The following is a 14,102-nucleotide window of genomic DNA, read 5'->3' as shown; positions in this document are numbered from 1 at the left end:
TCCACCATCCCAGAAGCTCACCACGGAGAACAACAATGACAAAGCCTCCGCTCCAACAGACGCCCGATGGTTTCTACCTGAACCGCACGCCCTGGTTCGCCTTCATTTTGCTGTGCAGCATCTTCGCGTTATGGGCGGCGGCCGCGAGCATGAACGACGTGCTCATCGCGCATTTCAAGAAGGCCTTTCTGCTCAGTGATTTCCAGACCGCGTTCGTGCAGTCGGCGTTTTATCTGGGTTATTTCTTCGTGGCGATTCCGGCCGCGCTGGTGGTCCGCCGTTTCAGCTACAAGACCACCATCCTGATCGGCCTGATGTTGTACATGTTCGGTTGCCTGCTGTTCTTCCCGGCGGCGTCGACCGCCAAGTACGGGATGTTCCTGCTGGCGCTGTTCGTAATCGCGGCGGGGCTGTCGTTCCTTGAGACGGCCTGTAACACCTATTCGACGTTGATGGGCCCGCGTGAAACCGGTACCCGTCGCCTGAATATTTCGCAAACCTTCCACCCGTTCGGAGCGATGGCCGGGGTGTATGTCGGCAGCTTTGTGATGTTCAAGGACACTGACGCCACTCGCGAGCAACTCACGCAAATGAGCGCCTCGGACGCGGCGATTCAGCAGCTGCAGATGATCCAGTCCACGTTGCTGCCGTACAAATGGATGATCGCGGTGCTGGTGTTGATGTTCATCCTGATCGCCATTACTCGGTTTCCCGCGTGCAAAGGCAATCAACCGAGCAGCAAGAAAACTTCCAGCCTCGGGCAGAGCCTGTCGCGGCTGTGGCGCCACAAGCGCTTCACCTTTGGTGTGTTGGCGCAGTTTCTGTACGTGGGGGCTCAGGTCGGTGTCTGGAGTTTCACCATCCGCTTGGCAATGCAGTTAGGCGGTATGAACGAGCGCAGTGCCTCGTGGTTCCTGCTGACAACGTTTGCCGCGTACTTTGTCGGCAAACTGATCGCCAACGTGCTGATGCGCAAACTGCACCCGGCCAAGGTGTTGGCGGTGTACGGCGTGCTGTGCATCGTGTTGCTGGCCTACACGATTCTGGTGCCGAACATCACCGCGGTATACGCAGCCGTCGGCGTGAGCGTGTTCCTCGGTCCGTGCTGGCCGACCATCTACGGCTTAACCATTGACGGTCTGGGCGAAGACACTGGCGTCGGCGGTTCGCTGCTGGTGATGAGCATTGTCGGTGGCGGGGTGATTCCGATCTTCCAGGGGCTGCTGTCTGACTACAGCGGCGGCAACATGCAACTGGCCTATAGCGTGCCGCTGCTGTGCTTCATCGTGATCGTGATGTACGCGGTGCGTTGCCTGCGTCATTCCGACAGCGAACGGGCACCGGTGGGCGCGGTGGTGGCTTCATGAGCACGCGGATCAATCTCTATCCGTCGCTGTTTGGCGAGGCTCGAAAAACTTTGCTGGAATCCGAGGCGTTCACGGTCAACGCTTGGGTCTATCCCAGTGGTGTGCTGGCCGTGGAATTGGCCAACAATCGGGGCAGTCTCGTAGTGCTTCCGTATCAGGGCCAGATGATCTGGTCCGCCATGTTCGACGGTTGCGACCTGACCATGCGCAACCTGTTCAGCCAGCCCAAACCCAGCCCGACGGTGATCGGCACCTACGGCTGTTTCATGTTTCACAGCGGTCTGTTGCGCAACGGTTGCCCGAGTCCCGAGGACGATCATCCGTTGCACGGCGAGATGCCCTGCGCTGCGATGGATCGCGCCTGGCTGGAGGTCGGTGAGGACAGCGTCGGTCAATACCTGCGATTGGGTGGCGAGTACGAATACGTGCAGGGTTTTGGTGACCGATATCGGGCCAGCCCGAGCGTGACTTTACGTGCTGACTCAGGGCTGTTCGACATCGCCATGCAGGTGACCAATCTCGCGGGCAAACCGATGGACCTGATGTACATGGCGCATATGAATTACGCCTATGTCGAAGGCGCACGTTTCATCGAGCCCTTGGGGTTCGAACGTGTGCGCCTGCGCATGAGCGTGCCGGCCCATGTGAAACCGACACCGGCCTGGAGCCGTTACATGGATGAGTTGGCGTCTGCGCCTGAACAGTTCCGGTGCCTTGGTCGACCCGAGCTCTACGATCCCGAGATCGTGTTTTTCTTCGACGGCGTGCGGGCGGATGACAGCGGCCATGCGCATTTTCTTCTGAGCCATCCGGACGGTGCGGCGTTCTACACGCGCTACCGTCCCGACCAGTTCGAGCATGCCGCGCGTTGGATTTTGCACAACGCCGATCAACACGTGGCGGCGTTCGTGCTGCCAGCCACGTGCGAGCCGGAAGGCTATCGCGCCGAGTCCGCCAAGGGCCATGTGCGTTCACTGGCAGCGGGGGCGACGGCTGATTTCAGCGTCACCACCGGTTACCTCAGTGCAGCGGAACAACAGGCTCTGATCAGATGATCAACTGCGCGCCGCTGGCGCTGATGGCGTCGCGGTAGGCCTTGGGGATTTTCTTGTCGCTGACCACGAACTGAAAATCCTCAAGGTTGGCGAAGTGCGCGGTACGCACCGTGTCGAACTTGCTGTGGTCGGCCAGCAGCAGCCGCTGTTGCGCCTGACGCAGGACCTTCTGTTTGACTTCCACTTCATTGAAGTTGAAGCAGGTCACACCGAAGTCCTGGCTGATGCCGGCAGCGGAAACAAAGGCCCAGGTCAGGCGCACGCTGTCGAGGATGCCGGTTTCGGTCTGATTCTCGAACACCTGGTTCTTGCGGTGGAACGTGCCGCCGCACATAACGATGTGGCAGTTAGGTTTTTGCGAAAGTTTGAGCAGCACGTTCAGGGAGTTGCACACCGCCGTGAATTCGAGCTCGTCGGGGATGAAATCGACCACGAAAGGCGTGGTGGTGCCGCAGTCGAAGAACACCGTGTCACCCGGCTGGATAAACCCGGCGGCGAGTTTGCCGATGCGACGCTTTTCTTCGACGTGGCGGGTGTCCTGTTCGGCCACGCGGTAATCGCCGGGTTCGTTGCCGTCGTGAATTTTCGTGATGTAGCCACCGAGCAGCCGCAGGTGGTCGGTGTACTTGCTGAGGTCGCGGCGCAGGGTCATCTCGGACACGTCCAGCAGCGCCGCCATCTCGCGCAGATGAATGGCGCTCTGGTCTTGCAGGGCTTGTTGAATCAGCTTGAGACGCTCGGCTTTTTTACTGTCCACAGGCATTCCGGGGTTGATTGTTGGTGTTATTTAAGTAACATTATTTGTTAGATTTGTAACGTTTTTGCGCGAATCACCCTCGATTGTGGCGCAGGGGCATTTGAATATACAAACAGGAGTTTTTGCGATGGCACACCTCGAACCCCAAGCGTTGGCGCAGTACATCGATCATACCTTGCTGGCGCCCGATGCTTCCCGCGAGCAAATCGCAACGTTGTGCCGCGAAGCCGTGCAACACGGCTTCTATTCGGTGTGCGTGAACTCGGGGCAGGTCCCTCATGCGGCTCAGTGCCTTGCTGGGCAAAGCGTCAATATCTGCGCTGTGATCGGCTTCCCGCTGGGTGCCGGTCTGAGTGAGACCAAAGCCTTTGAAGCCGAGCGGGCGATTGCCGCCGGTGCCGGGGAAGTCGACATGGTGTTGAACATCGGCGGGTTGAAGGACGGTTTGTTCGATCAGGTGCGCGACGATATCGCCCAGGTCAAACAGGTCTGCGGCAGTGTGCCGCTGAAAGTCATTCTGGAAAACTGCCTGCTCACCGACGCCGAAAAAGTGAAGGCCTGCGAGATTTGCCGTGAGCTGAATGTCGCTTTCGTCAAAACATCGACCGGCTTCAGTCGCAGCGGCGCCACCGTGGAAGATGTCGTCCTGATGCGCCGCACCGTCGGCGCGGTCATCGGGGTCAAGGCTTCCGGTGGCGTACGCGATTACCCGACCGCGCTGGCGATGATCGAGGCCGGCGCCACCCGACTGGGCACCAGTTCGGGCATCGCTATCATCAGCGGCGCGCTGGCGGCAGGTGAGGGGTACTGATCAGTCCACACGCAAGACGATCTTGCCAATGTGATCACCCCCTTCCATCCGTGCATGAGCCTGTGCCGCGTGGGTATAGGGATAGACCTTGTCGATCATCGGCAGGCAACGCCCGGCGGCGAGTACGGGCCAGACGTACTCGCGCAACTGTTCGGCGATCGAGGCTTTTTCTTCGCGGGTGCGCGAGCGCATCAGTGAGCCAGTGATCGTCGCGCGTTTGCCCATGATCGCCAGCAGGTCGACATCTTTGGCATGGGCGCCACCGAGAAAGCCCAGCATCACCAGCCGACCGTCCATGCCCAACGCCGCGATATTCGGATTCAGGTACGAGCCACCCATGATGTCGAGGATGACATTGACGCCGTTGCCGGCAGTTTTTTCCTGGATGACCTGGACGAAGTCCTGATCGCGATAGTTGATCGCCTCGGCCCCCAACGTGCGGATCGCCGCACACTTCTCCTCACTGCCCGCCGTGGCGAATGCCTTGATGCCAAACTCGCGACACAACATCAGCGCGGTGGTGCCGATGCCACTGGTGCCACCGTGAATTAATGCGCGCTGGCCTTTGCTGGCGCCGCCCATGTCGAACAGATTGGCCCACACCGTGAAGAAAGTTTCTGGCACCGCCGCGGCGTGCACCCAATCCATCCCTTCAGGAATCGGCAACGTCTGGCTGGCCGGTGCAACGCAATATTGTGCGTAACCGCCGCCGTTGGTCAGTGCACAGACGTTATCGCCGACGATGAATTCGCTGACGCCTGCGCCGATGGCTACCACTTCACCGGCCACTTCCAGACCGGGAATCGGACTCATGCCGGGTTTCATCGGGTACTTGCCGGCGCGTTGAATCACGTCGGGGCGATTGACCCCGGCAGCGTGGACGCGAATCAGCACTTCGCCTGCACCTGCGGTCGGGACCGGTTCCTGGCGCGGCTTTAAAACCTCCGGACCACCGGGTTCGGTGATTTCAATGAGGGTCATGGTTTGGGGCAGATTCATGTCGGCGTCCTGTTGTAAAAGTCATCTGTAAATGGGATCGCATGAGTGAACGAATGATTCAGTCCAATCCACGATCCCTTGTGGGAGCGAGCTTGCTCCGGGCGGCGATCCGACGATAGCGGTGTGTCAGTCACATTGATGCTGGATCTGCCTACGTCTTCGCGAGCAAGCCGCTCCCACAGGACCTATTCAGCAACCGCATGGCCTGTTCCAGCAACAGTGCAACCACAATGGCGCCGGCCGCAATGACAAACAACAACGCGTGATCGCCGCCACTGGCATTGAACAACGCCGAATACGCAAACCCTGCAATCGCCTGAAACGTGGCAAACGAAACCGTCGCGCAACTCCAGGCAATTTGCTGCTGATGATGCTGTGGGATCAGTTCATGAACCCGTGCCAGCGCCAGCGGGACGATGCCCGGTGGAAACGAGCCGAGGATCACCGCCAACAAGGCCAGCGCTGCGAAAGAACTGGAGATCGACAACAGTCCCACGGCAATCGCCTGCACCACCAGCACCAGCCGAATGCCCAGCTTCGCGCCCAATTGATCGGCCAGAAAGCCGTAACTTACCGGCCCGATGATCGCGCCAAGTCCGTACATCACCCAAATCAGTGCGCCGACATGCGGCCCGGCTCCGAGCCCGCGGGCCACGTAATCCACCAAAAACACCATAGCCGGCACGAGCCCGGCGGCCATGAATGCGTATTGGGCGAACAACAGGTAAACGCCTGGATCGGTCGGCGTTGTGGTTTTTTCGATCGACACTTCAACGGCTTGATGGTGGGTCTCTTTGGGCCAGCCGAACCAACTCGCGGCGGTCAGAATCAGTGACAGAAGGCCCAGGCCAAACCAGGTTTGCTGCAAGCCAAGGCTCAGCAGCGGCGGAACAATCGTCCCCGAGCCGGCAATGCCCAGGCCAATGCCCAGGAAAATCGCACCGCTGGCCAAACCTCTGCGAGCCGCCGGCACATGGGGCAACACCGTCGCGGCCACCAGCACCATGATCGCGCCGCCGGCAACGCCCGACAGCAGCCGCCAGCCAAAGAACCAGCTCACCGACAACGGGAAACCACAGGCGAAAAACGACAAGGTCACGGCAAACATCATCAGGCGCAACGCCGTTTTGTTCGACGTGCGGCTGGCCATTGGCCGGCCGATCAGCGCACCGATCAGGTAACCCACTAGGTTGGCGGCGCCGAGGTAAACCACGTCGCTGGCCGAAAACCAGTGCGCCTGGATCAACGATGGAATCAACGGCGTGTAGGCAAACCGCGCCAAACCAATGCTGACCAGGCTGGCGCAGAGTCCGGCGAAGATAGGCAGCCAGATCGCGCTGCGCGGGGTGGGCGATGTGCTGTGCATAAAAAATGTCCTGTGAGGTTTAACTCTGGCCTGCAGCCTACCCCGAAATGTTGATGCAATTGCGCAGCGATTTTGCGCTATTGTGATGCGAATATGCATCGCAGGGGAGCCTTATGAATTGGGATGACGCACGGATGTTTCTGGCGGTGTGCCGAGAATCGACGCTCAGAGGCGCGGCGCGGGTGTTGGGGGTCGACCAGGCCACGGTCGGCCGACGGATTACGGCGCTGGAAAAATCATTGAGTGCGACGCTGTTTCTGCGAACCTCTGAAGGCTATGCGCTGACAGCAGTGGGTGAGGCGGCTCTAACGGCTGTGGAAAAAATGGAGCATTCAGCGCTCGAGCTGGAGCGCCGGATTCAAGGGCTCGACGACCGACTGACCGGGCTCGTACGGGTTAGCACCACCGACTCCCTGGCCATCGACTTCCTGATCCCGGCGATTGCTCACTTGCATGAACGGCACCCCGACGTGCGAGTGCAACTGGACGCCTCCACGCAGATTCTCAGCCTGGCGAAACGCGAAGCCGACATCGCCGTGCGCAATACCCGGCCGGACAATCCGGACCTGATCGCCCGACGTATCGCGCGCTGGCCGGTGGGCCTGTTTGCGTCTCAAGACTATGTGGACGCCCACAGTGTGCCGGAGCCGGGCTCTGCGTTTGAGGGGCATGATCTGGTGGTGTATCAGCCGTATCTGCAAGGCCACAAAGACATGACGCTGGTTTCGGAACCGCTGGGGCGTGGGCGGATTGTTGCCAGCCTGAGTTCTAGTTTGCTGGTGCGCCGATCCATTGCCGCGGGGATCGGGCTGGGGGAAATTCCGGTGTACATGGGGGAGAGGGACGGGCTGGTCAGGCTGTGGCCGGAGCGCACACGGCCGGTGCCGTATGACGTGTGGCTGGTGACCCACGCAGACTTGCGGCATACCGCGAGAGTCCGTGTCGTGATTGATGAAATTGTCGCCGTGTTTTCTGGCACTGGGGAGTAACGCTAAAGATCGCAGCCTCGTTTCACTCGACAGCTCCTACAGGGATTTGCGTACACCTGTAGGAGCTGTCGAGTGAAACGAGGCTGCGATCTCTAGATCTTTATGGCATTTCCGGCAGTTCTTGCGGCCGCAAGTCGAATACCAGCACCTCGGCATCAACGCCGTTGTCCAAAGTCAGCAGCTGTTCATCACGAACCCGCACACCGTCGCCTTCCTGCAACTGCACGCCGTTGAGTTCGACACTGCCACGGGCCACATGCACATAGGCGTAGCGGTTCGCGGCCAGTTCCAGGGTGGCGCTTTCCTTGCCGTCGATCAGCGCGGCATACACCCGTGCATCCTGACGCACCTTAAGTGAACCCTTGGTGCCCTCGGGGGAGATGATCAGTTGCAGGCGCCCGCGTTTTTTCTGGGTGCTGAAGTGCTCTTGCTGATAACGCGGTTTGGCGCCGCTGACCTCCGGCACAATCCAGATTTGCAGAAAGTGCACCGGCCGCGTGGCCGAATGGTTGTATTCGCTGTGCGCCACACCGCTGCCGGCGCTCATCAACTGCACGTCACCGGGGCGGATCACCGAACCGGTGCCCAAGGTGTCCTTGTGTTCCAGTGCACCTTCAAGCACGTAGGAGAAAATCTCCATGTCGCGGTGCGGGTGCTGGCCGAAGCCTTTACCGGCCGCCACGCGGTCATCGTTGATCACTAGCAGGTCGGAAAAACCCTGCTCTTTCGGGTTGCGGTAGTTGGCGAAGGAAAAGGTGTGGAACGACTTCAACCAACCGTGATTGGCGGCACCGCGATCGGAGGCTTTGCGAAGGGTCAGCATGATGAAATCTCCTGTGGGGACGTTGATTCGTCCGAGTGAGGAGAAGGTTAATGGTTACTGGCTGGTGCAATAAGTAGATGGAAATTGAAATACTGTCTCGTTCAAGTTGACAGTAATCGGCACTCGATCACGTATTCTTCTCCGACGCTGACGCCACATTTGGCCATAATGCACAGCATCCTTTATGCCGGGCGCCAAACCCTGTGGGAGCGAGCTTGCTCGCGATAGCGGTCTCACATTCAACATTAATGGTGACTGTAAGACCGCTATCGCGAGCAAGCTCGCTCCCACAGGGGTCGGGTATCTGGCAGATGGACTTTCTTTTGACTTCAGTGATTTTGAACCCATGAAAACCGTGGCTATGGTGTTGTTCCCCGACTTTCTGCTGCTCGACATGGCCGGTCCCATGGAAGTGTTTTCCATCGCCAATCGGTATCTGGCACCGGATGATCGTTATGAGCTGTCGACCATCGGCACCGAGCATGGCGTATTGCGTGCCTCCAACGGCGTCAGCGTGCAGACCGATCTGCACATCGATCAGGCGGATCAAGCGTATGACCTGTTGCTGGTGCCGGGCGGTCCGGGGGCCTACAACGAAAAACATTCACCGTTGCTGTGTTGGCTCAAAGCCGCTGTCAGTCGCGCCGGGCGCTACGGCTCGATCTGCACCGGCGCTTTTGTGCTGGGGCATGCCGGTCTGCTGGACGGCTATCGCGTCACCACGCACTGGCATTACACCGAGCGGCTGATCAAAGGCTTTCCCAAGGCGACGGTGGAGACCGATCAGATTTACGTTCAGGACCGCAACCTCATCACCTCCGGCGGCGTCACCGCCGGCATCGACCTGGCACTGTCGGTGGTCACCGCAGACCACGGCAAAAAAGTCGCCCAGGACGTGGCCAAGGTGTTGCTGGTGGTCATGAAGCGCCAGGGCGGTCAGGCGCAGTTCAGCCCGTTGATGGCCATTGTCGCACCGCATGAAACGCCGATCACCCGCGTGCAGAACCATGTGCTCGAACATCTCGATGAAGCCTTCAGCATTGAACGCATGGCGAGCCTGGCGAACATGAGTACGCGGCATTTCGCCCGAATATTTGCCCGGGAAGTGAACATGACACCCATGGAGTTTCTGCAAAGCGCGCGCATCGATTGCGCCAGGAACCTGCTGGAAACCAGCGACTTGCCGCTCAAGACCGTGGCCTTCAAGAGTGGCTTTGGCAGCGTGCGGCACATGCGTTTTCTGTTCGGCGAAAAGCTCGGTTTGACCCCGACTCAATACCGCGAACAGTTCAGCTAGAGCGTTCTTGTCCGTTGTGCGCACCGCAATGGCCGTGACGCTCCCACCGTGGCAGTTGTACCGTCACCGAGGCCTGCCAAGATACCGGGGAACTCATTGCAATGGAGGTGCGGGAGCCTGAATGGCGGGTGCGAAGGATATTGCCGCACTGTGAGCCGGGCCAGGTTTTCAGCACGCGAACGTGCATGAACAGCCTCAGAGATTTAAACAGCGACACGGTGCTGCGATTCGGCCCCTACGCGTTCCACCAGCGGCAACGGCTGATCCTGGACGGCGATCGGCCGCTGCGCATGGGCGGTCGGGCACTGGATATCCTCCAGGTGCTGGTCGAGCACGCCGGCAATGTGGTCAGTAAGGACGAGTTGATTGCCCACGTCTGGCCGACGTCCGTGGTCGAAGAAATCAACCTTCGCGTGCACATCGCGGCCCTGCGTCGGGCCCTTGGCGACGGGCAGAACGGCCAGCGCTACATCGTCAACATTCCCCAGCGCGGCTACAGTTTTATCGCCCCGGTGGAGCCTGTGCTTGCGGGCATGCAGGTGTCGATCGAGACGGTGCAAAAACATCAACACAACCTGCCGGCACGGCTTACACCTGTGACCGGTCGAGATTCGATTGTCGGCAGTCTGGTTCGGCAGCTACCGGTGCGGCGGCTCATGACTCTGGTCGGCCCAGGCGGGATCGGCAAGACCACCGTGGCGTTGCGCGTCGCGGAGTTGCTGTTGCAGCACTATGAGGACGGCGTGTGGCTGGTGGATTTCTCGGCCATTGACGACCCGGCGCAAGTGGCCGATCACCTGACCCAAACCCTGGAACTTGAGACCGGAACCACCCCGGACGAGCTGGCCGAGCGGCACACCTTGCTGGTGCTCGACAACTGCGAACACCTGCTGGATCGCTGCCGGACATTGGTCGAGGACTTGTTGATGTCGGCGCCTCGGCTGTCGATCCTCGTCACCAGTCGCGAACCGCTACTGGCGGCGGGGGAAACGGTCCAGCGTCTGCCGGCTCTGGTGGTGCCGCCCGTGTCGGCGTTGCACAGTGTCGCTGAAGCCATGGGGTATTCGGCGGTGCAACTGTTCGTCAGTCGTGCCCGAACCCGTCAACAAGGGTTCGCCCTGCGCGAACAAGACCTCAAAGCCGTGCGTGAAATCTGTCGGCGGCTCGACGGTTTGCCATTGGCCATTGAACTGGCAGCGGCGCAGATCGATGCGCTGGCGTTGGTTGGTTTGCAAGCTCAGCTGGATAACTGTTTTCAGTTGCTGACCCAAGGCCGCCGCACGGCCGTGGCTCGACATCAGACCCTCAAGGCCGCGCTGGACTGGAGCTATGAACGGTTGAACGGGCAGGAACAAACCGTGTTGCAGCGCCTCTCGGTGTTCAAAATGTCCTTCACCCTCGATGCCGCGATTGGCGTGAGCAGTTGCGAGAGGCTCCAGCCCAATCAACTGGCGGCGCTGGTGAAGCGATTGGTGGCCAAGTCGTTGCTCTCGATGGATCAGGTCAACGGCATAAACCGTTATCGCTTTCTCAACACCACGCGCACCTATGCCCTGGAAAAGCTCGAGCACAGCGGCCATCTGCGTACGTTCGAGATGCGCTACGCGCATTACATCAGCCGCGCGCGTTGGGTCTCAGGCGTGCAGTTGCCCATGGAGCTCGTCGAGTAACCGACGGACTCTGCTCAAGTCCGGTGTGGCAAAACCTTCGGTGAACCGGTTGTAGATCGGCGTCAGCAGTTCATGGGCTTGCTGATGCAATCCCTGGCGCTGCCAAAGTTGCGCCAGTGAGGTGGCGCTGCGCAGTTCCCAGGCCAGGGCGCCCTGATGCCTGGCCACATTCAACGCCCGGATCAGCACCGCCTCGGCCGCACTGGTTTGCAGCGGGCAATCTTCCGTCAACAGCGCATCCGCCTTGGCCCGCAGAATTTCCGCCGTGCTCCATCCCGCAGCTCCGGTATCGGCCCGCTGCAGCAAGGCGTCATCGACAAAACCGCTGTCCAGCGTGACCATGATTTCCCGGATCAATCCCGCCCCCGGTTGATCGGGCAATGGCGCCTCATCACGGTCAATCACCTGCGCATAGTGTTGCGCCCACGAGTAGAACAACAGCACCGAGTGTTTCTGCGCTTGCTCCAGCAGCAGCCGTAAAAGTTTGCGGGCGGTTTGGTTGTCGCCGTTGTAGTGGGCGATCAGGCAGCCGGCCAACGCCAGGGTGTAGCAAATGGAGGTGCCATGGTTGATCTGGATCGCGATGTCCAGTGCCTGACGGGCCGTGCGCCAGGCTTGTTCCGGTTGACCTTGCAGCCAGAGGATGCGCGCCAGAATAGTCAGGGCGGCCACGCTCTGATCGTATTGCACGCCAAAACCGTGGGTGAAGCGGTTGAGGTGCCCGCTCTGGGCCATGCGCTGGATGACCTGTTCGGCGTTCACCCGGGCCAGTCCCTGATTCCCGGCAAAGTGCAGGGCCAGTACGCGTAAGCGGTGCGTGCTCAGCGACAGCACGGCGTCACCCTGCGCACCCAAGCGGTCGAACAGCTGGCTCTGCTCCAGCGCCATTTGATAATGGCCGCAACTGAGGTTGACCGCCATGTACCCGGACACCGCCCGCAGCTGACCGGCCACGTCGTTGTTGTGCCTGGCCAGGGTTCTGGCGCTGACGAACGCTGCGATGGTTTCGGCCGTGCCGCCCTGGGTGTGGTAGCAAGAGCTGCCGAGTGCGAGCTTGAGGGCCATTTTCAGATGAGGGCAGGGCTCGGGCGTCGCCTCAAGCAATGCCAGCGCTTTGCGTACGTAAACGCCGTGTTCCTTGAGCAGCGACAGTTCCTGCCAGAGTGGCGTCGACGTCGCGGCCAACCGGATCGCCAGTGCCTGCGGACCTTGAGCGTTCAAGCCCCAGTCGAGGGCCGAGCGAATGTCTTCCAGACCGCGAGCGTAACGTTCGATCCACAAGCCAGTGGAAATAAGCTCCCAGTCAGCCTGGGCCTGATGCATCAAGGCCAGGCAGCGTTCGGCGTGGCGCTCTCGCGTTTCCTGCAAATCGGCGGCCTGGTCGAGTTTTTCCAGGGCATAGCTGCGGGTGGTGTCGAGCAAGCGGTAGAACACTTCTTCGTCGCCCACTTCCACGTTCAGCAACGACTTGGCCACCAGTTGCTTGATCGAGCCGAACACCGCGCCGGGCTCGATGTGTTCGCCGACGATTACCGCCGCTGCCGACTCCAGCGTGAAGCCGCCCCTGAACACACCCAGTCGGCGCAGGCAGGTTTGCTCGCAGGCGTTCAGCAGTTCGAAACTCCAATCGAGTGTCGCGCGCAGAGTCTGGTGTCGGCCCAGCGTCGACTGACAGCCCTGGGTGAGCAGGCGAAAACTGCCTTGCAGCTGCGTCAGCAAACTGCTCAGGCCAAAGTTGCCGACTTGCGCCGCCGCCAGCTCAATGGCCAGCGGAATGCCGTCCAGACGGTGGCAGATTTCAATCAATAGCGGCAGTTCGTCATCGCTCAGCTCGAAACTGTCATGGCTGGCCATGGCCCGCTCGACGAACAGTTGCAGCGCGGAAAAGGTCAACGCCTGAGCGCGGTCCAGCACAGCGATGGGTGGCGGGCAATCGAGCGATTCAAGACGCTGAACGAATTCGCCTTCGGCCCGCAGGCTCTCGCGGCTGGTGGCCAGGATGTGCACGTGTGGCGCGGCGCGCAGGATGCTTTCGCAAAGCAGTGCGACGGCGTCGATCAGGTGCTCGCAGTTGTCGATCACCAGCAGCATCTGCCGTTCGCGCAAGAACGCTGCAAGGCTGGTCATCGGTTCGGCGTCGTGCAGGGACAAATCCAGCAGCGTGGCCAGATGCGCGGTGATCATCGACTGGTCGTTGATCGGGGCAAGGTCCAACAGGCGAATGCCGTCCCGATAGCGACCGATCAACAGTTCGGCGACGCGCAACGCCACGGTGGTCTTGCCGATGCCGCCGGGACCGACGAGGGTGATGAAGCGCTGGCGTGACAGTTGCGTGACCAGGTTGTCGACCAGCGATTGACGACCGATCATTCGCGTTCGACGGATAGGCAGGTTATGGGCGCTCGGCCCCGGCCCTTCGGCCTCGGGATGTTGCTCGATCTGTTCCAGCGAGAACGGCGCGACAAAACTGTAACCGCGCTGGGCGACGGTGACGATATAGCGCTGGCCGGCCTGACCGTCGCCGAGGGCTTTACGCAGCGCTGCCATGTGTACACGCAGGTTGATGTCTTCGACGACGCTTTTGGGCCAGACCCCGGCGATCAGTTGCTGTTTGCTGACCACGTTTCCGGCGTGCTCCAACAGCATCAACAGAATGTCCATGGCGCGCCGGCCCAGGCGCAGGGGCTGGTCGGCCTCCAGCACCAGACGTTGTCCGGGATAGATCCGGTAAGGGCCGAAATGGATGGCCTGATCGGGGGAAAGGGTCAACGTGTCGCTCCTGCTTGCATCCGTCTAGTACGCGGTTTTCGAGCATATTCCTCAGGTTTTTCCGTCAAAGCAACGAGGGTTCGGCTGAACTGCCGGGTGTTCGCTGCGACGGCCTGTACCCTTCGGCACTGGCAGGTGCCGTGTTTATTGGGTGCAACCGTAGCAAAGCAGGTGTTGAGGCTTTTGGCGCGCCAATGAA

The 14,102-nt window shown here is 60.4% G+C and carries 11 protein-coding genes; 6 read left to right on the top strand and 5 right to left on the bottom strand.

Going from position 1 to position 14,102, the window contains the following annotated elements; genetic code table 11:
• Window positions 1–35: 35 nt before the first annotated feature.
• Both fucP and ACA059_RS20365 read left to right on the top strand, forming a co-directional pair.
• Window positions 36–1,367, top strand: a complete 1,332-nt coding sequence (gene fucP, locus ACA059_RS20370; RefSeq protein WP_497630747.1) for an L-fucose:H+ symporter permease — start codon at window positions 36–38, stop codon at window positions 1,365–1,367.
• Window positions 1,364–2,422, top strand: coding sequence for an aldose 1-epimerase family protein (locus ACA059_RS20365; RefSeq protein WP_497630746.1), 1,059 nt, complete (start codon window positions 1,364–1,366; stop codon window positions 2,420–2,422). Before fucP ends, ACA059_RS20365 begins: the two co-directional genes overlap by 4 nt.
• On the opposite strand, the gene deoR is transcribed toward ACA059_RS20365, so the two are convergent.
• Window positions 2,415–3,185, bottom strand: coding sequence for a DNA-binding transcriptional repressor DeoR (gene deoR / locus ACA059_RS20360; protein WP_497630745.1), 771 nt, complete (start codon window positions 3,183–3,185; stop codon window positions 2,415–2,417). The genes ACA059_RS20365 and deoR overlap by 8 nt on opposite strands.
• A gap of 121 nt (window positions 3,186–3,306) precedes the next feature.
• On the opposite strand from deoR, the gene deoC reads away from it, so the two are divergent.
• Window positions 3,307–3,990 carry a deoxyribose-phosphate aldolase gene (gene deoC, locus ACA059_RS20355; protein ID WP_497630744.1) on the top strand — a complete coding sequence of 228 codons (684 nt, stop codon included), beginning with the start codon at window positions 3,307–3,309 and terminating at the stop codon, window positions 3,988–3,990.
• On the opposite strand, the gene ACA059_RS20350 is transcribed toward deoC, so the two are convergent.
• Window positions 3,991–4,989, bottom strand: a complete 999-nt coding sequence (locus tag ACA059_RS20350; RefSeq protein ID WP_497630743.1) for an NAD(P)H-quinone oxidoreductase — start codon at window positions 4,987–4,989, stop codon at window positions 3,991–3,993.
• 151 nt (window positions 4,990–5,140) lie between these two features.
• Entirely contained in the window at window positions 5,141–6,355 is a 1,215-nt protein-coding gene (locus tag ACA059_RS20345; RefSeq protein WP_497630742.1) for a YbfB/YjiJ family MFS transporter, read from the bottom strand.
• A 113-nt stretch (window positions 6,356–6,468) separates the two neighbouring features.
• Here ACA059_RS20345 and ACA059_RS20340 point away from each other — a divergent pair, with 113 nt between their 5' ends.
• The gene (locus ACA059_RS20340; RefSeq protein ID WP_497630741.1) at window positions 6,469–7,344 is read left to right on the top strand and encodes a LysR family transcriptional regulator; all 876 of its coding nucleotides are present in this window, start codon (window positions 6,469–6,471) and stop codon (window positions 7,342–7,344) included.
• Window positions 7,345–7,444: 100 nt separating this feature from the next.
• Here ACA059_RS20340 and ACA059_RS20335 read toward each other — a convergent pair whose 3' ends face one another.
• On the bottom strand, window positions 7,445–8,167 hold the full coding sequence (locus ACA059_RS20335) for a pirin family protein (protein WP_497630740.1): 723 nt from the start codon (window positions 8,165–8,167) through the stop codon (window positions 7,445–7,447).
• Between the two features lie 346 nt (window positions 8,168–8,513).
• Here ACA059_RS20335 and ACA059_RS20330 point away from each other — a divergent pair, with 346 nt between their 5' ends.
• Together ACA059_RS20330 and ACA059_RS20325 are read left to right on the top strand one after the other, a co-directional pair.
• A complete protein-coding gene (locus ACA059_RS20330; protein WP_497630739.1) occupies window positions 8,514–9,464 on the top strand; it encodes a GlxA family transcriptional regulator in 951 nt (316 codons plus the stop codon).
• 185 nt (window positions 9,465–9,649) lie between these two features.
• Entirely contained in the window at window positions 9,650–11,134 is a 1,485-nt protein-coding gene (locus tag ACA059_RS20325; protein ID WP_497630738.1) for an ATP-binding protein, read from the top strand.
• Here ACA059_RS20325 and ACA059_RS20320 read toward each other — a convergent pair.
• The gene (locus ACA059_RS20320; protein WP_497630737.1) at window positions 11,099–13,903 is read right to left on the bottom strand and encodes an ATP-binding protein; all 2,805 of its coding nucleotides are present in this window, start codon (window positions 13,901–13,903) and stop codon (window positions 11,099–11,101) included. The two genes, ACA059_RS20325 and ACA059_RS20320, sit on opposite strands and share 36 nt — an antisense overlap.
• Window positions 13,904–14,102: the final 199 nt, after the last annotated feature.

Source organism: Pseudomonas sp. LBUM1647 (assembly GCF_059716175.1).
Note: the sequence above shows the minus strand (reverse complement) of the source record. Positions and strands in the feature narration are given on the sequence as shown.

Bases quoted from the DNA above. Each gene is read 5' to 3' on its own strand.
- deoC (WP_497630744.1), top strand. From the start codon at position 3,307: ATGGCACACCTCGAACCCCAAGCGTTGGCGCAGTACATCGATCATACC.
- ACA059_RS20330 (WP_497630739.1), top strand. From the start codon at position 8,514: ATGAAAACCGTGGCTATGGTGTTGTTCCCCGACTTTCTGCTGCTCGAC.
- fucP (WP_497630747.1), top strand. From the start codon at position 36: ATGACAAAGCCTCCGCTCCAACAGACGCCCGATGGTTTCTACCTGAAC.
- ACA059_RS20350 (WP_497630743.1), bottom strand. From the start codon at position 4,989: ATGAATCTGCCCCAAACCATGACCCTCATTGAAATCACCGAACCCGGT.
- ACA059_RS20325 (WP_497630738.1), top strand. From the start codon at position 9,650: ATGAACAGCCTCAGAGATTTAAACAGCGACACGGTGCTGCGATTCGGC.
- ACA059_RS20340 (WP_497630741.1), top strand. From the start codon at position 6,469: ATGAATTGGGATGACGCACGGATGTTTCTGGCGGTGTGCCGAGAATCG.
- ACA059_RS20345 (WP_497630742.1), bottom strand. From the start codon at position 6,355: ATGCACAGCACATCGCCCACCCCGCGCAGCGCGATCTGGCTGCCTATC.
- ACA059_RS20335 (WP_497630740.1), bottom strand. From the start codon at position 8,167: ATGCTGACCCTTCGCAAAGCCTCCGATCGCGGTGCCGCCAATCACGGT.
- deoR (WP_497630745.1), bottom strand. From the start codon at position 3,185: ATGCCTGTGGACAGTAAAAAAGCCGAGCGTCTCAAGCTGATTCAACAA.
- ACA059_RS20365 (WP_497630746.1), top strand. From the start codon at position 1,364: ATGAGCACGCGGATCAATCTCTATCCGTCGCTGTTTGGCGAGGCTCGA.